Source organism: Noviherbaspirillum soli (genome assembly GCF_015352955.1).
In the GTDB taxonomy this organism is placed as follows: domain Bacteria; phylum Pseudomonadota; class Gammaproteobacteria; order Burkholderiales; family Burkholderiaceae_D; genus Noviherbaspirillum_A; species Noviherbaspirillum_A soli.
This window is the reverse complement of record NZ_JACYOX010000042.1, coordinates 14,229-35,993: the sequence shown is the minus strand read 5'-3', so window position 1 is coordinate 35,993 and position 21,765 is coordinate 14,229. Positions and strand designations below refer to the sequence as shown.

Sequence of the window (21,765 nt, the reverse complement as noted above, 5' to 3'; positions counted from 1 at the left end):
TTGCGCATGGTGGGAGTTTCCTCTGTTGGTTGATTTGGCCTAGACAATCAAATTCTCCAACAAAAACTTCCACCGCCTTCCTCCCGCCTTCAGGCATCAGCCCGTACACCACTTCTGACTATAGCTCACCGTTTTTCGTTTCATATGGATGATATTTGCAGAGCACCAAACTATTTTTAATCCCGGTTGCAAAGCATTGGCGGTGAACCAGCATACCTACACTGCTCTACTAAGGCGACGCGTGCGACTTGTTGCAGTAAGTTATTTGGTTTTGCACCATGTGAGGGTAGAGCGCTAGTGGTAATTTTGATATGGTTTTTGCTACATAGACTAAACTACAAGCTTCTTTTGCTGGCCGCTTATTCCAAAGCATCGACCGATTAGACGTAGGACCTTCAGGGCAAGTTGCTAAGCAAGCACATGTCTCTTACCATCTGAGCAGAACATTTTTCATCACAGGTCATTCGTATCCTGATGCGCTGACCATCGCTATCGGATTGGTAGCCAGGCTAACCAGGTCCAGCGCATTTTCTTGAAGTATGGGAATTATATAGTCCCGATCTTCGCTAATTTCATGTCCAAATCAATTTCGACTATTGATAGCAATTCCAGTGATTGATCAGCCAACTTGTTTGGCCCCGGATGTTCTCGCAGCACATCGTCTCGTTGCTGCATCAACTTCTTCAACTCTGGCACGAATAGCTGAATGACCGACTCGATGATCGTATCAATTTCGGCTTGACCAGTGTCGAGCTTCATCGATCTGAGCAATTCAACAGTTAAATCCGCTCCTAGCATCAGATCGCCCGTTACCCAGCTGTTGACAGTAAAAAGAGAGACAGGAAGTCCTTTTCCGTCAAATCCTATGGCTAACAGATGTCTTGTTTCTGGCTTTTCAGAGTGGCTGCCACACAATTCCGCAAATGCTTTCTCTGATTTTGAGTGCCGCCTTCTGCCCCAGAGTGGCTTTCGGGCAAAGAGATGGATATGTCCGTGTTCGATGGAAACTGACCGATCCTCAGCACTATGAGAGTGGTAAAACCATTGGTAGCCGCTGGATCGGTCAATGGCGTCCATTTCCGGATAGTGTGCCCATTGCTGCGGGGATCGCCCGTCCAGTAGCCTTCCTAGCAAATGCTTTCGTTGCACTGCCAAGACCGTGTAGGTTTCAAGCAAGCGAAATGCCGCCGCCTCATTGGCGGCAGCATTGGACAAGCGCAATCGCTTTTTCTGCATCTAACTCAGTTCTTGGGCGCGCACTTGTTGGCGCCGCACTTGGCAGCACATTTACTGGCGCCGCACTTACCGTCCTTCTTCGTGGAATCTTTTTTTGCGTGGCATTTTGACCCGCATTTTGCGCCACATTTTGCCATAGCGCTCGGTGCGCACTTAGCAGGTGCCGAAGCCTCTTCGGCCGCAGCAGGCAAGGCCAGAGTAGCGGCGGTCAAAGCGGCCAGCGACGCCATTTTCAGTTGGGTTTTCATGGATTTTTCCTTGGTGAATGAATAAATGAGGATTGGCCTCATCCGGTAAGAGGAGATAACTTCGCAATCGGGTTCGCGGGCCGAGAAAAATTTTCGGTTTGCCATTAGGGCAGTAAAAAAGATTTACCGGTCGCGAACCGTTTCGACGACTTACCTGCTCTTTGCTTCCAACCACAACGCAAAGAACTGATTCTATGCAGCATCAACCAACAACCCATCCACTAAGGAGAATCACATGAAACAGACCCAAATCCTTGCTGCAGCACTCGCCTTCTGCGCAACAATGGCCTCGGCCGCCGAACCAAAACCGTTTACGCAGACGGAATTCGACCAGTTGGCAAAGGACGGCAAGCCAGTCGTGGTAGATGTCTCAGCTACCTGGTGCCCGACGTGCAAAGCCCAGAAACCCATTGTCGAAAGCCTTTCCAAACAGGAACCCTACAAAGGGGTAGCCGTCCTGATGGCGGATTTTGATGCCGACAAAGCAGTGCTGAAGCACTTCAAGGTAACGTCACAAAGCACTTTGATCGCATTCAAGGGCGGTAAGGAAACCGGCCGCTCGGTTGGCGACACAACGCCCACCGGCATCGAGAATATCTTCAGGAAGGCTGCTAACTGATGGACTTCGGCCTCGGCTCCTATGGCTTTGGTTTGCTGGCTGGCATGCTTTCCACGCTGTCGCCCTGCGTGCTACCAATCCTGCCGGTCCTGCTAAGCTCAGCTTTGGCCGCGCATCCTCGCGCTCCCGTGGCGCTCGCCACTGGCCTTGCGTTCTCCTATGCCCTTATCGGCACGTTGATCGCCTGGAGCGGCTCAGCGGTTGGCTTCGACGTTGCCGGCTTCAGGAGCGTGGGCGCCGCTCTTGTTGGTCTGTTGGGATTAGTACTAATGTCGACAAGCCTGCAGCAGCGCTTCGCTTCGGCGACATCTGGAATCGGAAATGTCGGCAACGATCTTGTGTCCCGACTCACGCTTAACGGCCTTAGCGGACAATTCGTCATTGGTCTTGCCCTCGGCGTAGTCTGGAGCCCTTGCGTCGGCCCGACGCTTGGTGCTGCTATTGTGTTGGCCAGCCAGGGTGCCCACCTTCCTCAAGCTGCCCTGCTCATGGGCGTCTTCGGCCTTGGCGCAGCGATACCAGTGGTTGGCTTGGCTTACCTTTCCCGCACGGCGATGATGAAGGCACGCGGCAAACTTATGCAAGCAGGGAAGACTGGAAAGATCGTCATGGGCGCCATGATGGTCGCCATCGCGGTCATGATCCTCTCCGGAGCAGACAAACCGGTTGAGACATGGCTGGTCGAGCACTCCCCGACTTGGTTGACTGGTTTGACGACACGCTTTTAATGCGATTAGCCATCGCTGTCAATTGCCGATCCACGACCAAAATACTTTATAGTTTCTGCGAACCGTTTTGAGAGCTTGGCGACTCTTAGCAATAAAGCGATGCCATCGAACCTTACCCCTCCGAGGAGACCGGAATGTTATACATGAAGCCTATCCTAGGTTGGAAGTGCGCCTGGCATCACCACAAACTCGACAGGAGGCAGTGAACGATGGTCGCCGATGTCATGGAACGGGAAAACCTCATCCTGGCCGCACAGGCAGGAGACCAGGTGGCGATCTCCCGCTTACTCGCTGTGTGCCAGGCGGATGCTCGCCGCTATGCACGCAGGCACTGCCGCGTCAGCGACATTGATGACGCCGTCCAGGAGTCACTGCTGATCATTTCGCGCAAGGTAACCGGACTTAGAGCGGCCATAGCTTTCTCCTCTTGGCTATTTACCGTCATCAAGCGTGAATGCCGCAAACTGGAACGCATGATGTTCAGGCATGAGTCGCTAGAAGAAGATCTGGCCGAACACCAGCTGGCAAGTCGCACTGACGAGTCACTCCGGATTGATCTGGCCAACGCGCTTGAATCCTTGCCAGCCCATTATCTTGAAGTCGTGCTGTTGCGGGACTTCGAAGAGCTCACGATCGGCGAGATTGCACAACGCCTCGGCGAACAACCTGGTGCTATCAAGAGCCGGCTGCATCGCGCCAGGGAACTCGTGCGGGAATATATGGTTGGCTCAGAACCTCTATAAGCCATTTTTTAAAGCGATTCATCGTATCTTCGACAAATCGCTTTCGAAAACTTCGTTTGTCTTGATCAGACTACAGGCTTGCTTCCCTTTCTGCAGTTCCTCTTAACGATGGGTAATCATCGTAGCCCTCCGCACCGCCAGCGTAAAACAATTCCTCACGCGGCGGATTGAACTCTGTATTTAGACGGAGGCGCTGGGGAAGGTCAGGATTGGCAATGAAAAGCTTGCCGAAGGCAATAAAATCAGCGCTGCCTTCTTCAATCGCGGCAATTGCACTGTCGCGTTGATACCCACCGTTGGCCATGTAGGCCCCGTTGAATATTTGTCGGAGCTGCTGATAATCAAAGCCGTCCGTGCGGTCTTCCACCACGTGAAGGTAAGCCAAGCTATAGCGGTTGAGTTGCTCAACAATTACGTCAAACGTAGCTTGCGGACTGGAGTCAGCAATATCGTTGAACGGGTTCGTTGGCGAGATTCGAACGCCGACTTGGCCGGGTTCCCAGACTGACAGGACCGCCTCGGTCACTTCGCGCAGAAGGCGTGCTCGATTGTCGACGGAGCCACCGTAAGCATCTTCGCGTTTATTCGTGCCGTCCCGGAGGAACTGATCAATCAAGTAACCGTTGGCGGCATGAATTTCGACGCCATCGAAGCCGGCTGCCTTGGCATTTGTCGCTGCAATGCGGAAGTCTTCAATCAAGGCCGGAATCTCGTCGATCGCAAGAGCGCGCGGTGTCACAAATGGCCGCATCCCCTGGTCAGTATAAATCTCGCCAGCCGGCTTGATGGCAGAAGGCGCCACCGGCACTTCGCCTTTTCCCAATGTCACTGGATGCGAGATACGCCCCACATGCCATAATTGAAGAAAAATCTTGCCGCCGCACTCATGGACGGCGTTTGTGACTAACTGCCATCCAGCGATTTGTGCGTCGCTGTGGATGCCGGGCGTTTTTGGATAACCTTGGCCTTGCGAGCTGATCTGGGTTGCCTCCGAAATGATCAAGCCAGCAGATGCGCGTTGCGCATAATAACGCGCGTTGAGTTCATGTGGCACATTGCCCGCCTCGGCGCGACTGCGCGTCAACGGTGCCATCACGATACGGTTTCGAAGTGGAATGGAGCCGAGTACGGCCGGCATAAAAAGCTTTGATTGGTTTTCAGTTGGATTCATATTGGTCAATAAAAAAATTTAGTCTTAAGTCGTTGTTTCGGCCCAGACAAGGGCAGTTTCCTGAATGAAACGGAATACCGCATTCCCCAGCCGCGAAGACAAACTTTGCCTACTGGTCTATGGTGATGATGCGGCGCGCAATTACCAGCAAGTCCTTTTCTATGACGTCGGGTTGATCGCCGACCGGCAAGGGCGCATTTCCTGGACGGATTAACAATGCAGCCTTCCACCCCGCCGCCAGCGCGCCCAGAGTGTCCCAGGTATGAGCCGCAACCAATCGCAGGGCGCTGGGGTCAGCGCCCAGCGCCGACGCTACGCTGCTATAGGTTTCAACGGCAGGTTTAAAACGCTTCACTGCATCGACCGAGAATTGTTTTTCAAAATACTGCGACAGCTCAGCCTTTTGAAGAACTGCCTGGCCAGCCTCGGGTGCTGAGTTCGTCAAGGTCACGAGGCGAAATCCTGCACTCCTGAGCATTTCGAGAGCTGGCGCAGCGTCCTGGTGGGCGGGTAACCGACCCATAACGTCCTTGAAGTCTTCGAGATCATCGGCCGTCAGTGATACGTTTTTTATTTCAGCAACCATCTTGAGTACAGCCACCGCGAGTTGACCGAAAGGCGCATAGCGGCTGCTCAAGCTCAGGGCTTGAGAGTAAAGAATCAGTTCAGCGAACCACTGTCGCATGACGCGAGCATCACCAAAGACTCGCTCAAAAAACGGCTCCAATATTTCAATGTCGAGCAGTGTTTCATTGACATCAAAGACGATTATGCGCTCGCGCTTGCTTGATTGACTCATTTTTGGCTCCAATAGGTACGATCAACGATAAGGTGGTGAGCCCGGCGGGGCGCGCCGACTATTTACCCTTTAGGCGACGGGTCATGTCCTACTGATAGAGGATCCGTCACGTTAATTCATGCTTTGGGGGACCAGGCCTGCGACAGGAACATGGCATCCACTGGGGTACGCAAAACGTGATTGGCGTAGTTACTGATCGTTTTGACGGCAATCGCGAGGATAATTTCCAGCACGTTATTCTCGGTATAGCCCGCCGCCAAAAACGCTTCCAATTGGTCTGGCGTCGGCTTGCCGCGTGAGGAAACCATCGTTTGGGTAAAGGCGCTCAATGCCGCCAACTTCGCATCTTCGATGATGGAGTCATTGCGGACCGCCTGGACAGCTTGTTCAGGCGTTTTCGAGACAGCACCCGCGAGGAAGCTGTGTGCTGCAACACAATACGTGCACTCATTGACACGCGCGATGCTCAGGAAGACCAGCTCCTGCTCGGCCGCCGTAAAGCCGGATTCCCGACGAAAAAGTTGATAACCATGCAGATAGGTATCGAGCAATGCAGGCGAGTTCGCCATTCCAGCATACATATTGGGAATACCACCTGCCGACTTTTTACCTGCCTCCAATACCTCTTTGGTCCGGCCTTCGGCAGTCTCGAGGGTAGTAGGCGGAAGAGAAAGTTTTGCAATGTTAGTCATCATCAGCTCCTGAGAAAAATGGAATGACGCACGATTTTGGTCATTCCAGTCCAAAATAGATAAAAAATTTATTTCAGTAATCCGGCCAACATGTTTTCAATCACAGGGTCCAGTTCAACCGATGAATATCCGCCCTTAACCAGAACGCGCAAGCCAGAAATGCCCGTCACTAGAATGACAGCATATTGCTGCGGGTTCACGTCGGATTTGATTTGACCGGTCTCTTGCCCAGCGCGAATAAGTGTTGTGAATGCGTCTATCATCCCGTCGAAACCAGCCTTGACGTGTTGACGAACTTCCTCATCACGTGCCCCGAAGTCGGCAGCCGTGTTCACCAGGAAACAGCCGCGGCCCGCGTAGTTGTCAGTAATCACATCCAGCAGCATCTGGCGCAATAATTCCCCCACGTTCTCGCTTTTAGAGCGCGCGACGACCTTCGAACGCTGGCTATCGGCGTAATGGTCTACTGATTCAATGAAAAGATTTCGCTTTGAACCAAACGTGTTGTATAGCGAAGATTTCGCAACGCCCATTGCCTCCGCAATTTCAAGCGCAGGCAAAGATTCATAACCGGCCTGCCAGAATGCGTCGACTGCGCGTGCAACAACTTCATTGCGATCGAATTCCAAATGTCGTGCCATGGACAACTTACCCCTCAAAAATTCTGGACCGATTGTACCAGAATTTTGATATTATCCCCACGTCGCCTATGCGGGAGTAATGGACTTACCCTCTCTGATGGGGTGTTGTGCGTCCAAGAGCAGACGTTCCACTTCGCCCTGTTGCTATGCTGAAAGGCGGGTTGCGCAGGGCAATGCTGTCCTCGCTACTTTTCTTAACGCTCGCCGCCCACGGTTCCTCAACTCCGTTTTCAAAGGACGATAATGATCAAGTTCTACTATCATCCATCCCCTAACCCGGCCAAAGTAGCCCTCTTTTTGGAAGAAGCGGGACTGCCTTATGAATTGATCCCCGTAGACACCCGCAAGGGGGAGCAGCACGCGCCCGTCTACACTGCCATCAATCCGAATGCCAAGACCCCGGCCCTGGTGGATGGCGACGCTGTAGTGTTCGATAGCAATGCCATCCTGTTGTACCTGGCTGAGAAAACAGGAAAATTCCTGCCAGAGAATACCCCTGAGCAACGCGCACAGATGCTATCTTGGTTGATGTTTGTGGCCACGGGGATTGGGCCATATTCGGGTCAGGCTGTGCACTTCAAGCACTTCGCGCCAGAACCGAAGGAGTATGCAGTGAACCGCTACGACTTTGAGGCTCAGCGCCACTGGAGCTTGATCGACGCGCAACTCGCCAAGCATCCCTATATGCTGGGAGATCGCTATACGCTCGTCGACATGGCAGTATGGGGCTGGGCCCGAGCCGTGCCTTTCATCCTTGGTGCCGAGGCTTGGGGTAAGCTCCCTCAGGTGAAGCGGCTGCTCGATGAAATCAATGCACGGCCCGCGGCGCAGCGTGCCGAGGCCCTAAAGGCACAACACGCTTTCAAGACTGAGATGGACGAAGAAGCCCGCCGCGTCCTATTTCCGCAAAACGCTCGCTTGGGCGCTGCGAGCTGACCGATTGCACAAAAAAGCTGTCCAAAGTTGGCCCGGCAAAGACCAGCGCTACTGTTGTCGCTTTGGCGTTGGCCAACGCCGGACTCCATGCCACCGGACGAGAATGAACTATGGCAACGACCAGCTATCAATCTTTATTGACTTGCCCGATGTGTGGGCATGTAAAGTCAGAAATCATGCCGACGGATGCATGCCAGTTCTTCTACGAATGCGAGAACTGCAAGACAGTTCTCCGTCCGAAAGAAGGTGATTGCTGCGTCTACTGCTCTTATGGCTCGGCCAAATGTCCCCCAATTCAGGAGCAGCGCGGCTGCTGCGGATGATACTTGGTCGCGAGTCAAAGATTAATGCGCTGGAGGAAGCACGCATGGAAAGCATTGCCAAGCGGTATGAATCTTTCTAAGCATATTCAAAATGCAGTAACCAGCCAGGCACTAAGCGAGATAAAGCCAGATTTCGTAGCGCCCACGCCTGGAAAGATACTCACTGTCGAGACAAACGGGAATAAGCGACGACACTCGAAATGAAAAATGCACTTGAAACAGAGACGGCTGCTGCTGTCTGATATATCAGATCTGCCGCCTTTCCCACGGGATCGCCGGCTGAAGTTGCTGACCAGGCTAGGCCAAGCGGATTTTACGGGCACCTATGACCCGGCTGTCGGCGTGGCCCAACTAGCAACACTGGCTACACCAATAACAGTCTGTCTAAGCGGCCGCGTATCGCCTCCACCATCACGCACCTGTAGGACGCCGGGTAACTTCTTGCCCTAAGGCTGATATCTTGCCCGCTTGCTAGCCATCATGCCGGGCACATTCCCATCATCGAAGAGAAAAGTGCATGACGCGGAGAGCTACCCATCATTGCGCCATGCATGAACACCATTCCCGCGCCTCCTAGCACCACCAACGTTCCTATCACCGCTAACACGATGACCATGATCCTTACCGCCCTCGATTGCATCTCCATGGCAAACTCCTGTGTCTTCCGCCATTTGGCAACAAATCTTCGATGATGTTCACGACGCAGGGCGATTGGCGCTTCCATCGGAAGAAGGGGTAAACTAATAACTAATCGAAATTTTTTAAACTACGCATGTTTGATTCATTCTAACTCGATGCAGCGTTTCTTTTCATCCTTCCGCCGTCTGATAGCCTGCTTCCTGGTCATGACGGTGCTGACCTATGGAATCGCAATGGCTGCCTACGCGTGCCCACAGCTCGTGCCGGCACCGGCCGCAGAGGTCGCGATGGAAGGGATGCCCTGTGCAGAAATGGACAAGAAAGAACCAGTCCTTTGCGCGGAGGACAAGGCTGGCATCCAGTTAGCGCTCGAGCACCTGGCAACAACGCCTGCCCTGGGACCGCTTACCGTAACGTCTATCATGCCGGCACCTTCGCTGGTTATCCCGCATGTCCTCGCTACTGCGCAGGGAAACGTTCCCGTTGAGTCGGGGACCGACCCGCCATACCTCCGAACGCTACGACTTCGTATTTGACCTGAGCTTCTGCTGATTCGCCGGCCGGCATCTTGCCGCTGCTGGCGCACGTCCCATCACAGGAGAATCCATGTTTTTTAATGTCAAAGCGTCGCCGGCGCTCGATAGCCACGCGCGTCACCCCTACCGCTTGGGCACCTTCGTGGTGTTAATCCTTATCCCGGCGTTCGGTTACGCCCAAAGCTCAGCCCTTACCCTGGGCCAGGCACTTCAATTCGCAACCCAGCGATCGGCTTCGAGCCAAGCAGCCGCCGCTTCAGTGCAGGCAAGCCGGGAAATGGTGGCCAAGGCTAACCAACTGCCGGACCCGATGCTGAAATTTGGCGTCGACAACCTGCCCGTGACAGGACCAGACAGGTACAGCCTGACGCGCGATTTCATGACTCAGCGCCGTGTCGGAATTGAGCAGCAGTGGATTTCTGCCGACAAGCGCACCGCACGCGTTGAACGTGGGGAACGCGCCGTTGATGCCGAGGAAGCCAATTACCTGACCAACGTCGCCAAAGTGAGGGAGGAAACGGCTGTTGCATGGATAAACCTCTTCTTTGCCAAGCGTTCCCTTGAACTGCTGAAGGGCTTGGAGAATGAAACGAGCCAAGACTTAGCCACTGGGCAAGCGGCGCTGCGTGGCGCGAAAGCCGGCGCTGCCGACGTCCTTCAAACCCAGTTGGCTTTGTCGCAGGCACAGGACCGCACCCGGAAAGAGGAGCAAGTGCTTAAAAGCGCCCGGACGGCCTTGGCTCGCTGGGTCGCGGTCCCTGTCGAAACCGTGGTCGGTACTCTTCCGCCCCTAACCTCTCATGTGCCAAGTCTGCCAGTCGAAGAACTGGAGAAATACCATCCGATGCTCTTGAGCGCACGTCGAGCCATCACCCTCGCTGACGCCGAGACGACGGTGGCCACGACAGAACGCCGGCCGGACTGGTCCTTTGAAGCCGGATTCGCCCAGAGGGGCAGCCAGTATTCCAACATGGTATCGGTCGGCGTCAGCATCCCAATTCCAGTCAACCGCGCGCAGAGACAGGACCGCGACATCGCCGAAAAGTCAGCACTTGGCACGAAGGCCCGAATGCAATACGAAGATGCTTTGCGGGAGCTGCAAGCCGAGCTCCAAGACCAGTCCGTGACCCTGTCCAGCCTGCAAGAGCGGGTATCCCGGTTGAAAAAGGAGCTTTTGCCCACGGCAAACCAGCAGGTCGAGTTGGCCATGGCGGCCTATAGGTCGGGCACCGGCAGCTTAGCGGCGGTCTTCAACGCCAAACGGATGGCCCTGGACGCGCAGATGCAAGTGCTGGATGTCGAGAAAGAGGCGGCCACTACTTGGGCCAAGCTCGAATACCACGTTATCCCGCATGATCATGCAGGTATCCGGAGGATCGACCAATGAAATCGAACATCGCAGCAAAAGCACTGGCTCTCGCGATGGCTGGCGCCGGACTAGCCTATGGCGGTTACTGGGTCGGCATGCACCAAGGCATAGGGAAATCTGCCACGCCGGCCGCCGCTTCCGCACCAGCCGGCGACAAGATTGACCCAAACACCGGCCGAAAAGTGCTGTACTGGCACGACCCGATGGTGCCTGGCCAGAAATTTGATAAGCCGGGCAAGTCCCCGTTTATGGACATGCAGTTGGTCCCAGTCTATGCAGACGAAGCCGGGTCCGATGCTGGCGTGAAGGTCACCTCGACACTGCAGCAGAACTTGGGCATTCGGTTTGCCACCGTACGGCGCGCGGAAACCCGAGAGTCCTTTGAGGTGGTCGGCACGACTCAATTCGACGAAAGCATCTCTGAAGTCGTTCAAAGCCGAGTGACCGGCTATATCGACCAACTGTATGCGCGCGCACCGATGCAACGCGTCAAGCGCGGCGAGCCGATTGCCTCGCTGTTCGTGCCGGACTGGATTGGACCACAGGAGGAATACCTGGCGCTCAAACGGTCAGGGAACGACGAGTTGACTACGGCCTCTCGCCAGCGGATGCAGGCCCTTTCCATTCCTCCGGGACTGGTTACCCAGGCTGAGCGTGCCGGGAAAGCCCAGAGCCACCTGACGCTGGCGTCGCCAGTTACGGGCGTCATCACTGAGCTGGCAGTGCGTGAGGGCGCAATGGTGTCTCCGGGAATGACTGTGGCGAAAGTCGCCGGCCTGAATAAGGTCTGGCTGGTTGCGGAAGTACCGGAAGCCCTGGCCAGTTCAGCACGGGCTGGTATGTCGGTAGAAGCTGCGCCTGCTGGCGATGCGAATCGAAAATATACCGGCAAGGTGCGCGAAATTCTGCCGGGTGTCAGCACGAGCACGCGGACCGTACAAGCCCGCCTTGAATTGGACAACAAGAACGGCAGCCTGACGCCGGGAATGCTCATGCGCGTTCGTCTCGGTGCCGACAAGCCGGTTTCCCGGCTGCTAGTGCCGACCGAAGCTGTCATCACGACGGGGAAGCGATCGGTGGTGCTGGTCGCCGGCGACAACAACAGCATGCAGCCGGTGACGGTTACGACTGGGCGCGATATTGGCGACGACACCGAAATCCTGAGCGGCTTGCAAGAACGCCAGAAGGTAGTCGCTTCCGGGCAATTCCTGATTGATTCGGAAGCCAGCCTCAAGGGAGTTCTGCCAAAGTTAGCCAGCGCAGCACGAGCACAAGGAAGTGCGGTTTCCGAGCCCACCTCCACGAGCATGTCGCCGGTCTACCGCGGTCTCGGCAAGGTCGAAAAGGTATCCCCGGAAAGTATTACCTTTTCCCATAAGCCTATTCCTGAGTTGAAATGGCCGGCGATGACCATGGACTTTGCCAAGCCAAGCCCGGACGCCTTCTCCCATGCCCAGGTGGGCCAGGAATTCGAGTTTTCGTTCAAGGAAGGTAAGAACGGCTCGTACGTGCTGGAGAGCGTCGTGCCCGCTGCCGGGACTAAGAAATGATTGCACGGATCATTCGTACATCTATTGCCAATCGGGTCTGGGTGTTATTGGCGACCGCAGTGATTCTGATCGTCGGCGTGCGGGCTGTAGCGACGTTGCCTCTCGACTTTTTGCCCGAGATTGGCGAGACCCAGGTAATCATCCGGGCGTCGTTGCCCGGTAAGTCGCCTCAACTCATTGAAGACCAGGTGACGTTCCCGCTCAGCACCGCCCTGTTATCCGTGCCAGGCGTCAGCACAGTCCGGGGATATTCATTCTTCGGGGATTCGTTCATCTATGTGCTTTTTGACGACAACACCGATTTGTATTGGGCGCGTTCTCGGGTGCTCGAATACCTGAGTCAGGTGCAAAGCCGCCTGCCGCAGGGTGTACGGGCGGAACTCGGGCCGGATGGCACAGGGCTAGGCTGGGTCTATGAATACGCCCTTGTCGACCGCACTGGCCAACATGACTTGAGCCAGCTACGGGCGCTGAATGACTGGTTTCTGAAGTATGAGCTTAAAACCGTTCCAGACGTTGCCGAGGTTGCCAGCATCGGTGGCATGGTCAGGCAATACCAAGTCGTCCTCGACCCGGACAAGCTACGTATATTCGGCATTTCGCACGCCAAGGTACTCGAAGCGCTGGGCAAAGCTAACCAGGAAACGGGCGGCTCCGTCGTCGAAATGGCCGAGACGGAATACATGGTGCGCTCGCGCGGGTATCTGCGCTCTTTGGAAGACTTCCGTAATGTGCTTCTGAGTGCTAGCGACACTGGGACGCCCGTCCTGCTACGCGACGTGGCCACCGTCCGTTTGGGGCCGGAAATGCGCCGCGGTATCGCCGAACTGAATGGCCAGGGCGAAGTCGCCGGCGGCGTGGTCGTGATGCGCACCGGAAAAAACGCGCTGGAGACCATTGCCGCAGTCAAAGCGCGACTGGAGACGTTGAAGGCATCCCTACCCAATGGCGTTGAAGTGGTAACTACCTACGACCGATCGAACCTGATCAACGCTGCGGTGGGCAATCTTCGCAGCAAGCTCATCGAGGAATTTATTGCGGTCGCCGTCGTCTGTGCAGTCTTCTTGTTCCATTTCCGCAGTTCGCTGGTGGCCATTGTCTCGCTCCCAGTCGCAGTGCTCGCTGCCTTCATCGTGATGCGATACCAGGGCGTCAATGCCAACGTGATGTCACTTTCCGGCATTGCCATTGCCATCGGCGCAGCGACCGATGCCGCAGTCGTCCTGGTCGATAGCGCTCACAAGCACCTGGAGGCCTATACGCATGCCCACCCGAGCCGGAAAATCAATGATAAAGAACGATGGGACGTAATAATTGCCGCATCCATTGAGGTAGGGCCGGCGTTGTTCTTCTCGCTTCTTATCGTTGCCTTGTCATTCCTTCCAGTGTTCGCGCTGGAAGCAGCTGAGGGCAAGCTTTTCTCGCCATTGGCATATACCAAGACCTACGCACTCGCTGCCGCTGCCGGTTTGGCCGTCACCCTGGTTCCGGTCCTGATGGGCTACTTCATTCGCGGACGCATTCCCAGCGAGGCTTCCAATCCCATCAACCGTGTGCTGATTAGAGTCTACCGCCCATTACTGGAAGCCAGCATCAGGTGGCCGGGCTGGACCATTGGCATTGCTGTTGTGGCCCTTGCCCTGACCGCCATTCCTACTTCACGCCTTGGCGGCGAGTTCATGCCTGCGCTGGATGAAGGGGACCTACTGTATATGCCCTCGGCACTGCCGGGGCTTTCCGCATCCAAAGCAAGTGAACTCCTGCAGCAGACGGATCGGCTTATCAAGACGGTGCCCGAGGTCGCTACGGTGTTCGGCAAGGCCGGCCGTGCGGAGTCAGCCACGGATCCCGCACCGGTGGAAATGTTCGAGACAACCATCCAGTTCAAACCAAAAGACCAGTGGCGGGCCGGGATGACCCCGGAGAAGCTGGTCGAGGAACTGGACCGGGTCGTCAAGGTTCCGGGCCTGTCGAACGTGTGGGTGCCGCCTATCCGAAATCGGGTCGACATGCTCTCGACAGGAATCAAGACGCCTGTTGGTGTGAAGGTGTCCGGACCAGATCTTGGCCAAATTGACCAAATCGCAGCCCGGGTCGAAGCGGCGGTGAAAAACGTGCCCGGGGTGACCTCCGCCTTGGCGGAGCGGCTCACTGGTGGACGCTATATCGATGTCAATGTCGACCGCGCGCAGGCCGCTCGATACGGCTTGTCAGTGGTGGACGTCCAATCCGTCGTCTCATCAGCGATCGGCGGGGAGAATGTTGGCGAGTTCATTGAGGGGCGTCAGCGCTTCCCCATCAACGTGCGCTATCCGCAAGCGTACCGGGACTCTGTGCAGTCCTTGCGGGAGCTTCCCGTCGTTACGGACAAGGGGGCGCAGATCCGGCTGGCTGACATAGCAGACGTGCGCGTGACTGACGGACCACCCATGATACGCAGCGAAAATGCCCGGCTTGCCGGTTGGGTCTATGTGGATGTGCGCGGCACGGATCTGCTCTCGGCAGTCAGGGCGATGCAGGCGGCCGTCGCCCAGGAAATTAAGCTTCCACCCGGCTATTCAATTGGCTGGTCCGGGCAGTTCGAGAGTATGGAGCGCGCTACCGCGAGGCTGCAAAGCGTCATTCCGGCCACGCTGCTGCTCATTTTTCTCCTGCTGTACCTGGCATTTCGGTCAGTCGCTGAAGCTCTCCTGTTGATGTTGACTGTGCCTTTTGCCTTGGTCGGCGGTTTCTGGTTCATCTGGCTCCTTGGGCACGCTGTTTCAGTTGCCACCGCCGTCGGCTTCATCGCGTTGGCGGGCTTGGCAGCCGAGTTCGGCGTGGTCATGCTGGTCTATCTGCGCAATGCGCTCCAGCAGCGGCTGGACGCCGGACGCCCGTTGACCAGGGAACTGATTGTCGAGGCGATCCGTGAAGGCGCTGTACAACGTGTCCGCCCCAAAGCCATGACGGTTGCCGTCATCCTGGCCAGCTTGATTCCGCTGATGTTCGGCCATGAAGCGGGCCATGAGGCAATGTCTAGGCTGGCTGCACCGATGGTCGGGGGCATGCTTACGGCGCCGCTGCTGTCCCTCTTTGTTATTCCTGCCGCCTGGCGCCTCCTGCAGGAGCGCAAACTGCGGCGCACTACCGAATTTTCACCCTCATCCACAAAGGAGTCCCCCCATGAAGAAATCACTCATTAAAACCACCGCTGCATTTGGCTTCGCCCTGCTTGCACTGAATGTATACGCCGACCAGAACAGCAGCATGAAGAAGGGATCCATGGAAATGGGCGCCTCCAAAGGCGCAAGCCTGGGCACAAACGAAGCAGTGGTGCAAGGAGTAGATAAGGCAGGAAAAGCCGTCACGCTCAAGCACGGCCCTTTGAAGAGCAAAACGGTCGAGATGCCCGCGATGACGATGACTTTTGCTGTCGAGAACGCATCGTTTCTTTCAGCGGTAAAAGAGGGAGACAAGGTCAAAGTCACCATCGAAAACGTAGAAAACCAGCCGACCGTTACAGCACTGACCGTGCAAAAATAACGAACTCGGACGTGCTCTACGACAAAGTCGCACACAGCGCACTTGTTTGCAGAATTTCGGCAAACCATATGACTTAACAGTTACGAGACTGGATCTGTGCGCTGGGCTTGGCACGAACGTCTGCTTGCGATAGCTAAGCACGCAAAATCGCCGTGACGGCAACTTTTTTCAGCGCTTCGGAAATGATGTCATGCTATCGATGCCACTTCTATCGCGCTCCGACAACTAGTGGGTCACTTGGCAACTGCCTCGGTTTAAATATTGTTGCAACCTGCTAGGCCGGGCGCGTATGGGATACCGTGTACACGCCCCGGATCCACCCAAAGCATGTTGACGTTGACGCTGGCGATTTCGCCGTGCATACCGTTTGCCGCCCCAATGGAAAGGCGTGGGAGACTGATTCCATCCACTGACTGTCGCTTCCAGTGCGTCAATGATTTGCTCAGGCGTTTGCGGATACTGCCCGGCCAGTGCGCGGCGAACCACATGCTGTAATTGCATTTACTGCATGCTCTAATGGCTGGACTTACCTTCCGTGGAGGGCAACATGGACCAGTATGTGGGATTGGATGTTTCGCAGAAATCAACAGCAATTTGCGTTATTGACCAGGACGGTAGGCAGCTTTGGCGTGGCAGCTGTGATACTTCTCCAGGTTCGATTGCCGCAGTCTTGCAGCAACACGCGCCTCGGCTCCAGCGGGCCGGAGAAGTGGTCCCGGGAATTCGGGCAGATGGATAAGTGGAAACCTTGCTTCAAAATCTCGGTCGCAAGGCCGAATACAGGAGCAAGCGTATGACAAAGAGAAGCAGACGGAACCACTCAGGCAGCTTTAAGGCCAAGGTGGCCGTAGCGGCATTACGTGGCGATAAGACGCTCACCGAAATCGCTGAGCAGTACCAAGTCCATCCGACCCCGGTGACCGAATGGAAGCGGCAGCTGCTGGAGCGGGCTGCTGATGTATTCGACGGTACTGCCAGCAAGAAGGAGAACGAGCCGGACCTGAAAGTGTTGCACGCAAAGATTGGGCAGCAGGCGCTGGAAATCGATTTTTTAGGAAGCGCGCTCACCAAAGCGGGATTGCTGAGCGCAAAGAAATGATCGACCGTAGCCATGCTCTGCCGGTGACACGGCAATGCCAGATCCTCTCCCTGGCGCGCTCGACTGCCTACTATCGTCCTCAGCAGGCCAGTGAAACGGACCTGGAGCTCATGCGCAGGATCGACGAACTGCACCTGGAATACCCGTTTGCTGGCAGTCGGATGCTACGGGACATGCTGCGACAAGACGGCCATGCGATTGGCCGCAAACATGTAACGACGCTGATGAAGCACATGACCATCGAAGCGGTGTACAAGAAGCCCAACACCAGCCGGCGCCATCCTGCTCACGCGGTCTATCCGTACCTGCTGCGCCAGATGGATATCAGCCTGCCGAACCAGGTCTTTGCCGCGGATATTACCTACATCCCAATGAAGCGAGGCTTCGTCTATCTGTTTGCCGTGATGGATTGGGCCAGCCGCCGCGTTCTGGCATGGCGCCTGTCGAACACACTGACCACTGACTTCTGCATTGAGGCGGTTCAGGAAGCAATCCACCGCTACGGCAAGCCGGACATCTTCAACACCGACCAGGGTAGCCAGTTTACGAGTCAGGAATTCACCCAGCTCCTCAAGGAAAATGGCATTGCCATCAGCATGGATGGCCGGGGCTGCTGGCGCGACAACGTATTTGTAGAGCGGCTCTGGAAATCGATCAAGTATGAAGAGGTCTACTTGCGCGCCTACGAGACAGTCAGTGCTGCGCGCAGCGGGATTGGACGGTATATCGACTTCTACAACGGCCGCAGGCCTCATAGTTCGCTTGACGGCATGACGCCAGATGCGTTTTACTTCAAGCACCTCCCTGCAATGCAACGGGCAGCGTAGGCCACTGGGAAAGACCCATCATCAGTAAGGTTCCACTTAAGCCTTGCCAGTCTCTGTCCAAACGAACGGGGCCACCTTTGAAGGCTCTGACCAGCCGAGGCAGTTTTTGAATGCGGTGTAACGCGCCGAGTGCCAGCTTCTTCATGTCCTCTTTGCCCTGCACTGCTTGCTTGCTGACGCGGCGCTTGACATGAGCCCAGACCTGCTCGTCCGGGTTCAGATGTGGCGACTAAGGGCACCCCATTACACACAACTAAATCTGCAGCTGCCCGTCCTATGATTTTCGATGGAGGCAGTCATGAGCCAGGAATGGGCGGAGAAAGAACTGGCAGGCATCGACTTGGGCGATGCGCGGCTCAACAAGCCCATCATATCAGCAGCATGATCTTACTTCATGAAAGGTTATTGAATGCACGAATTCAATCAATATGTGCTCCGGAGGCCTTTACAACTTTTTTCCATTTAAAAATATCGCTTTGGAGCAGATTGGCAAACGCTTCTGGGGAAATGGTATAGGCATCGGCGCCTACCGCAGCTAACCGTTCAACCACATCCTGCTGGCTCACAATATCTGCGATATCGGCATTAATTTTCTTAACCACGGCTGCCGGCGTATGAGCTGGAGCTAATAAGCCAAACCATGGACTCAACTCAAGCCCAGAAACTCCTCCTTCAGAAAGGGTCGGAATGGATGGAAATTTCGCCGTACGCTTCGTCCCGGTCACGCCAAGCGCACGCAGATTGCCGCTGCGAATAAAACCGGCGGCCGACGGCAGGCTGCTAAAGGTTACTTGGATCTGCCCGCTGATGGTATCGGTTAATGCCGCGGCAGCGCCTTTGTAGGGTACATGAACCATCTTCACGCCCTTAGTAGTATTGACGATTTCACCCAATAAGTGATTGAGCGAACCGTTGCCAGCCGATCCGAAATTAACCTTACCAGGATTCGATGCGGCATAGGCAATCAAATCCTGCACGGACTTAGCCGGGAGATTGTTATTAGCGAGCAGTACAAACGGCACGGTTGCGACAGTTGCTATTGGCGAAAAATCCGTAAAAGGGTCATAGGGCAATTTGTTGTAAATGGCCCCATTAATCGCCTGGGTGCCGACATAGCTCATCAGCAGGGTGTACCCATCGGCTGGCGCCTTGGCCACGAAATCGGTGCCGATGTTGCCGCCCGCCCCAGGTTTATTCTCCACCACTACCGGCTTCCCCCACCGCTCGGACAATTTTGCTCCAATGGTACGAGCTATGATGTCCGATGCGCCTCCTGGCGTCTGCGGCACGATAATGGAAACGGTTTTTTCCGGGAAATTTTGCGCCAGTGCGTTGGCGTTGATTAGTATTGCAGCAAGCAGGCCGGCAACATGTAGTTGCTTAAGCATAGTTAGTCCCTTTGTTAGGTGGCCGTATATAGTAATGCTGATGACGCTCAGCGCGGCGTGTCACCCGCCAGGGTAATCCGGTGCATGATCCGGCGATATCCGTGGTAGTCATTAATTGGATTGTGCTGTACACAGCGGTTGTCCCAAAATGCTAGCGATCCGGGCTGCCATACGAAACGACAGGTGAATTCAGGTCTTATCTGGTGCTGGAACAGGTATTGAAGGATAGGGGCGCTCTCCTCCTCAGTCATGCCCTTAAAATATGCCGTATGAGCTACATTCACATAAAGCGCCTTCCGACCCGTCTCCGGGTGCGTACGGACGACTGGATGTTCTGCCACATATTGCTTGCTTGCGCCTTCACGGCCATTGGATGAAATCCGATCTTCCCGGGTCTTGGATACGTCTGCCTTCGCCGATGTACTAACGCCTACCAACCCTTCTAGGAGTTGCTTCATGCGGTCGGACAGCGACTCATAAGCGAGATACTGATTCGAGAACAGAGTATCGCCACCAAAGGGTGGAATTTCTCGGGCCAGGAGCATGGAACCCATTGGCGGTTGCTCCAGGTAGGTGGTATCGGAATGCCATATCCCGCCAAAGTTATGGCGCTCATGTTCGAGCTTGGCCACGGCGATGATGACTGGATAACCGTCGACGCCTTTCACAAAAGGGTATTCGATCGGCTGTCCCATGCTTTCGGCAAAAGCAAGAAACTGAGCAGGCGTCAGATCTTGATCGCGAAAAAAAATGACACCGTGATCGAGAAAGATACTCCTAATTTCGGCAGCAAGCCCTTGGGAAAGACTTTGGGAGAGATTTACTCCGTGGATTTCTGCACCGAGAGCTCCGGCCACCCGCTTTACTTGAATTTTTGTCATGTCAATGCTTGTCTCTTTATAAACATGCGCAGGCGAAGGAATGCGCATGCGATTTGAAGGCTGGATCTAATCAAGAAGAAATGTCGTCGACGATGAAGACGACAAGCAATCCCTTGTAGTGAATTGCTAAAAAATCAATGCGCACAACTTGTAGAGTTTGCGTATGAAGTTCGTCCGGAACTTTTGGAAGTTCGCTAATCATACCTTGCTGCGCTAATCGTTGAAATTCATTTATGCTAACGCCACTCATCGAAGAAGATATCCATTTCCCATCTGCAGCGGTACCAATTGATGAGTTCTGCACTTGCTTCCAGCGTCGTGGCCACCGGGTTGGTCAGCAGACGCCACTGGATCGGTTTAACGCTGTCAGGTCCGTTGTCTCTTGTGCTAATACCGCAGTGACCTCAATGGCCTGTGCATCCGGTGCCTGTAGCGTGCAACGCCGGGCCGACACCTGCTGCACAACTTGGCGTGCTTTCTGCCCTTTACCCGCTGCCAGATAAAACCGAAGCTCCCCAAGACCATGTGCCTAGGCAAAGCCACCCCACAGCTTCTCCTGCTGGCCGACCAGTTTGCGGTTATGGGCCGAACGAATCAGCCAGTCCACCGGCGTGCCCAACGCGCTGGCCTGGACCATCCAGTCAAGGAAATCACTTTCCCGATCTGTCACGTACACCAGGCGCGTCTCCAGCAGCAAGCTGACTTGCTCTGCGAGGCGTGCATACCTTTCCAGCAAGCGACAGCTTTCTTTGGCGCCGGCCGGCAGACTGCGACTGCCCATCTTTGACGCATCCTGTACCCACATCCAGGCGTCCAGCACGCCGAGCGGTTCACGCTCCGGGCTGACTGCATAAGCTTGATGCAGATACATGCCGCGCTGGGCAGGAAAGCTCAGCGTGCCCAGGCCTTCGGTCTGCTGGCCGTTAAAGTCCAACTCCGTCGTACTGGATGCAAGAATATCTTCCCAGCCAATATCCTCCTGCGCCAGAAATCGGTAGGCCAACTGCGTTTCAACCGAGCCATTGCAGGCATGAGGATTGCTGGCCGTCGGCTTGTCTGCCAGCCGATCCAATAGCGTGATGGAACGCTTGTTAAGCCGCGCAGCGCCCAAATCGATTCCTGCCAGTTCTTGCGCTGCCCAGTCCTGGCTCATGACTGCCTCCACTAAAAATTATAAAACCAGCAGCTGCAGATTCAGTTATGTGTAACGAGCTGCCTTAGGCGGTATCAGTGACCGTTGCGCTACCATCTTTGTACTGCACCCGAATAGATCGCCCCTCGAGGGAAGGCAATGAGGCTTCAAGGAGTGCACGCTGGTGCCGTGCGATAGTATTGCACCTTACGTCCCGGTACACATAGGTCTCGTCCATCCCAAGCACTTTCCGGAATAGCTGCCACTTTGCTCGTTCATTTTCCTGAACTCCATCGTGGAGGGAAGCAGAAACGCTGCCGCTTTGGCAAGGGTAAGATCTTTGACGGCTGTATTTGGTAAGGGTACAAGCATGTGGGGACAGCTTTGATCGCCCTGCCATTGGTTTGCGAAGGCCGTTTTTCAAAATCTTTTCGGTTGTCAGGCGCGACTGGCTGAAAGGACGCCGGTACCGTTATTGACTTGGCCGGCGACACAACTCTATTGCGGCGATAATTTTTTGATTGACTAACGAGGGCCACAACACCGCATATGGGTAAGTTATGGTTGCTCCAAGCCTCTTTCTGAAGTCCATAACAGTCTCAAGCTTTCCGAATGCAGCCGGACATCATGAAGATAAGGCGATGATGCCCGGCTGTACGGAACGGCCACATGCGGCATGCGCA

General features: G+C 55.2%; 23 protein-coding genes and 1 pseudogene. 12 read left to right on the top strand and 12 right to left on the bottom strand.

Annotation, left to right across the window (positions count from 1 at the left end; genetic code table 11):
- Window positions 1-546 precede the first annotated feature (546 nt).
- Window positions 547-1,236, bottom strand: coding sequence for a DUF6969 family protein (locus IGW04_RS22195; protein ID WP_194715282.1), 690 nt, complete (start codon window positions 1,234-1,236; stop codon window positions 547-549).
- 39 nt (window positions 1,237-1,275) lie between these two features.
- Here IGW04_RS22195 and IGW04_RS22190 point away from each other — a divergent pair, with 39 nt between their 5' ends.
- The 4 genes from IGW04_RS22190 (at window position 1,276) to IGW04_RS22175 (ending at window position 3,574) form a co-directional block, all read left to right on the top strand.
- Window positions 1,276-1,509: a hypothetical protein gene (locus tag IGW04_RS22190; protein ID WP_194715281.1), complete on the top strand. Its 234-nt coding sequence runs from the start codon at window positions 1,276-1,278 to the stop codon at window positions 1,507-1,509.
- A 210-nt stretch (window positions 1,510-1,719) separates the two neighbouring features.
- Window positions 1,720-2,103, top strand: a complete 384-nt coding sequence (locus tag IGW04_RS22185) for a thioredoxin family protein (RefSeq protein ID WP_194715280.1) — start codon at window positions 1,720-1,722, stop codon at window positions 2,101-2,103.
- Window positions 2,103-2,831, top strand: a complete 729-nt coding sequence (locus IGW04_RS22180; protein ID WP_194715279.1) for a cytochrome c biogenesis CcdA family protein — start codon at window positions 2,103-2,105, stop codon at window positions 2,829-2,831. The genes IGW04_RS22185 and IGW04_RS22180 overlap by 1 nt, the downstream gene beginning before the upstream one ends.
- Before the next feature lie 209 nt (window positions 2,832-3,040).
- On the top strand, window positions 3,041-3,574 hold the full coding sequence (locus IGW04_RS22175; protein ID WP_194715278.1) for an RNA polymerase sigma factor: 534 nt from the start codon (window positions 3,041-3,043) through the stop codon (window positions 3,572-3,574).
- A 70-nt stretch (window positions 3,575-3,644) separates the two neighbouring features.
- Here IGW04_RS22175 and IGW04_RS22170 read toward each other — a convergent pair whose 3' ends face one another.
- The 4 genes from IGW04_RS22170 to IGW04_RS22155 form a co-directional block, all read right to left on the bottom strand.
- Window positions 3,645-4,745, bottom strand: coding sequence for an alkene reductase (locus IGW04_RS22170; protein ID WP_194715277.1), 1,101 nt, complete (start codon window positions 4,743-4,745; stop codon window positions 3,645-3,647).
- Window positions 4,746-4,854: 109 nt separating this feature from the next.
- On the bottom strand, window positions 4,855-5,544 hold the full coding sequence (locus tag IGW04_RS22165; protein ID WP_194715276.1) for a haloacid dehalogenase type II: 690 nt from the start codon (window positions 5,542-5,544) through the stop codon (window positions 4,855-4,857).
- Between the two features lie 116 nt (window positions 5,545-5,660).
- Window positions 5,661-6,236, bottom strand: coding sequence for a carboxymuconolactone decarboxylase family protein (locus tag IGW04_RS22160; RefSeq protein WP_194715285.1), 576 nt, complete (start codon window positions 6,234-6,236; stop codon window positions 5,661-5,663).
- 68 nt (window positions 6,237-6,304) lie between these two features.
- A complete protein-coding gene (locus tag IGW04_RS22155) occupies window positions 6,305-6,865 on the bottom strand; it encodes a TetR/AcrR family transcriptional regulator (RefSeq protein ID WP_194715275.1) in 561 nt (186 codons plus the stop codon).
- Window positions 6,866-7,120: 255 nt separating this feature from the next.
- Between IGW04_RS22155 and IGW04_RS22150 the strand changes: the two genes are divergently transcribed.
- Window positions 7,121-7,813: a glutathione S-transferase family protein gene (locus IGW04_RS22150; protein ID WP_194715274.1), complete on the top strand. Its 693-nt coding sequence runs from the start codon at window positions 7,121-7,123 to the stop codon at window positions 7,811-7,813.
- A gap of 110 nt (window positions 7,814-7,923) precedes the next feature.
- The gene (locus IGW04_RS25915) at window positions 7,924-8,136 is read left to right on the top strand and encodes a GDCCVxC domain-containing (seleno)protein (protein ID WP_228527314.1); all 213 of its coding nucleotides are present in this window, start codon (window positions 7,924-7,926) and stop codon (window positions 8,134-8,136) included.
- A gap of 478 nt (window positions 8,137-8,614) precedes the next feature.
- Here the strand turns inward: IGW04_RS25915 and IGW04_RS22145 are convergent, their stop codons facing one another.
- Window positions 8,615-8,782: a hypothetical protein gene (locus IGW04_RS22145; protein WP_194715273.1), complete on the bottom strand. Its 168-nt coding sequence runs from the start codon at window positions 8,780-8,782 to the stop codon at window positions 8,615-8,617.
- A gap of 599 nt (window positions 8,783-9,381) precedes the next feature.
- Here IGW04_RS22145 and IGW04_RS22140 point away from each other — a divergent pair.
- From IGW04_RS22140 to IGW04_RS22120, 5 genes are all read left to right on the top strand, one after another.
- Window positions 9,382-10,698: a TolC family protein gene (locus IGW04_RS22140; RefSeq protein ID WP_194715272.1), complete on the top strand. Its 1,317-nt coding sequence runs from the start codon at window positions 9,382-9,384 to the stop codon at window positions 10,696-10,698.
- Window positions 10,695-12,230, top strand: a complete 1,536-nt coding sequence (locus tag IGW04_RS22135; protein ID WP_194715271.1) for an efflux RND transporter periplasmic adaptor subunit — start codon at window positions 10,695-10,697, stop codon at window positions 12,228-12,230. Before IGW04_RS22140 ends, IGW04_RS22135 begins: the two co-directional genes overlap by 4 nt.
- Window positions 12,227-15,415 (top strand): efflux RND transporter permease subunit, encoded by a 3,189-nt coding sequence (locus tag IGW04_RS22130; protein ID WP_194715270.1) that lies wholly within the window; start codon window positions 12,227-12,229, stop codon window positions 15,413-15,415. Before IGW04_RS22135 ends, IGW04_RS22130 begins: the two co-directional genes overlap by 4 nt.
- Window positions 15,396-15,755, top strand: coding sequence for a copper-binding protein (locus IGW04_RS22125; protein ID WP_194715269.1), 360 nt, complete (start codon window positions 15,396-15,398; stop codon window positions 15,753-15,755). The genes IGW04_RS22130 and IGW04_RS22125 overlap by 20 nt, the downstream gene beginning before the upstream one ends.
- A gap of 793 nt (window positions 15,756-16,548) precedes the next feature.
- Window positions 16,549-17,681, top strand: a protein-coding gene (locus tag IGW04_RS22120) for an IS3 family transposase (protein ID WP_194715268.1) whose coding sequence is annotated in 2 segments (ribosomal slippage) — window positions 16,549-16,801 and window positions 16,801-17,681 — 1,134 coding nt in all. Because the reading frame shifts where the segments join, the coding sequence is not laid out codon by codon here.
- Between the two features lie 79 nt (window positions 17,682-17,760).
- Here IGW04_RS22120 and IGW04_RS22115 read toward each other — a convergent pair.
- Window positions 17,761-17,910, bottom strand: a pseudogene (locus tag IGW04_RS22115) (IS630 family transposase); the annotation flags it as partial.
- 57 nt (window positions 17,911-17,967) lie between these two features.
- Here IGW04_RS22115 and IGW04_RS26270 point away from each other — a divergent pair.
- Window positions 17,968-18,066 (top strand): transposase DNA-binding-containing protein, encoded by a 99-nt coding sequence (locus IGW04_RS26270; RefSeq protein WP_194715267.1) that lies wholly within the window; start codon window positions 17,968-17,970, stop codon window positions 18,064-18,066.
- 34 nt (window positions 18,067-18,100) lie between these two features.
- Here the strand turns inward: IGW04_RS26270 and IGW04_RS22105 are convergent, their stop codons facing one another.
- The 5 genes from IGW04_RS22105 to IGW04_RS26300 all read right to left on the bottom strand — a co-directional run bounded on the left by IGW04_RS22105 (window position 18,101) and on the right by IGW04_RS26300 (window position 21,320).
- Entirely contained in the window at window positions 18,101-19,069 is a 969-nt protein-coding gene (locus IGW04_RS22105; RefSeq protein WP_194715266.1) for a Bug family tripartite tricarboxylate transporter substrate binding protein, read from the bottom strand.
- Between the two features lie 47 nt (window positions 19,070-19,116).
- A complete protein-coding gene (locus tag IGW04_RS22100) occupies window positions 19,117-19,998 on the bottom strand; it encodes a TauD/TfdA dioxygenase family protein (RefSeq protein WP_228527313.1) in 882 nt (293 codons plus the stop codon).
- A gap of 22 nt (window positions 19,999-20,020) precedes the next feature.
- Window positions 20,021-20,254: a hypothetical protein gene (locus tag IGW04_RS22095; protein ID WP_194715265.1), complete on the bottom strand. Its 234-nt coding sequence runs from the start codon at window positions 20,252-20,254 to the stop codon at window positions 20,021-20,023.
- A 225-nt stretch (window positions 20,255-20,479) separates the two neighbouring features.
- Window positions 20,480-21,103, bottom strand: a complete 624-nt coding sequence (locus tag IGW04_RS22090) for an IS4/Tn5 family transposase DNA-binding protein (RefSeq protein WP_194715264.1) — start codon at window positions 21,101-21,103, stop codon at window positions 20,480-20,482.
- Window positions 21,104-21,167: 64 nt separating this feature from the next.
- Window positions 21,168-21,320: a KfrB domain-containing protein gene (locus tag IGW04_RS26300; RefSeq protein WP_456093974.1), complete on the bottom strand. Its 153-nt coding sequence runs from the start codon at window positions 21,318-21,320 to the stop codon at window positions 21,168-21,170.
- Between the last annotated feature and the right edge of the window lie 445 nt (window positions 21,321-21,765).

Coding starts and splice junctions, on each gene's coding strand:
- IGW04_RS22195 (WP_194715282.1), bottom strand. CDS start 1,236: ATGCAGAAAAAGCGATTGCGCTTGTCCAATGCTGCCGCCAATGAGGCG.
- IGW04_RS22185 (WP_194715280.1), top strand. CDS start 1,720: ATGAAACAGACCCAAATCCTTGCTGCAGCACTCGCCTTCTGCGCAACA.
- IGW04_RS22180 (WP_194715279.1), top strand. CDS start 2,103: ATGGACTTCGGCCTCGGCTCCTATGGCTTTGGTTTGCTGGCTGGCATG.
- IGW04_RS22175 (WP_194715278.1), top strand. CDS start 3,041: ATGGTCGCCGATGTCATGGAACGGGAAAACCTCATCCTGGCCGCACAG.
- IGW04_RS22170 (WP_194715277.1), bottom strand. CDS start 4,745: ATGAATCCAACTGAAAACCAATCAAAGCTTTTTATGCCGGCCGTACTC.
- IGW04_RS22165 (WP_194715276.1), bottom strand. CDS start 5,544: ATGAGTCAATCAAGCAAGCGCGAGCGCATAATCGTCTTTGATGTCAAT.
- IGW04_RS22160 (WP_194715285.1), bottom strand. CDS start 6,236: ATGACTAACATTGCAAAACTTTCTCTTCCGCCTACTACCCTCGAGACT.
- IGW04_RS22150 (WP_194715274.1), top strand. CDS start 7,121: ATGATCAAGTTCTACTATCATCCATCCCCTAACCCGGCCAAAGTAGCC.
- IGW04_RS25915 (WP_228527314.1), top strand. CDS start 7,924: ATGGCAACGACCAGCTATCAATCTTTATTGACTTGCCCGATGTGTGGG.
- IGW04_RS22145 (WP_194715273.1), bottom strand. CDS start 8,782: ATGGAGATGCAATCGAGGGCGGTAAGGATCATGGTCATCGTGTTAGCG.
- IGW04_RS22140 (WP_194715272.1), top strand. CDS start 9,382: ATGTTTTTTAATGTCAAAGCGTCGCCGGCGCTCGATAGCCACGCGCGT.
- IGW04_RS22135 (WP_194715271.1), top strand. CDS start 10,695: ATGAAATCGAACATCGCAGCAAAAGCACTGGCTCTCGCGATGGCTGGC.
- IGW04_RS22130 (WP_194715270.1), top strand. CDS start 12,227: ATGATTGCACGGATCATTCGTACATCTATTGCCAATCGGGTCTGGGTG.
- IGW04_RS22125 (WP_194715269.1), top strand. CDS start 15,396: ATGAAGAAATCACTCATTAAAACCACCGCTGCATTTGGCTTCGCCCTG.
- IGW04_RS26270 (WP_194715267.1), top strand. CDS start 17,968: ATGGAGGCAGTCATGAGCCAGGAATGGGCGGAGAAAGAACTGGCAGGC.
- IGW04_RS22105 (WP_194715266.1), bottom strand. CDS start 19,069: ATGCTTAAGCAACTACATGTTGCCGGCCTGCTTGCTGCAATACTAATC.
- IGW04_RS22100 (WP_228527313.1), bottom strand. CDS start 19,998: ATGCGCATTCCTTCGCCTGCGCATGTTTATAAAGAGACAAGCATTGAC.
- IGW04_RS22090 (WP_194715264.1), bottom strand. CDS start 21,103: ATGAGCCAGGACTGGGCAGCGCAAGAACTGGCAGGAATCGATTTGGGC.
- IGW04_RS26300 (WP_456093974.1), bottom strand. CDS start 21,320: ATGGACGAGACCTATGTGTACCGGGACGTAAGGTGCAATACTATCGCA.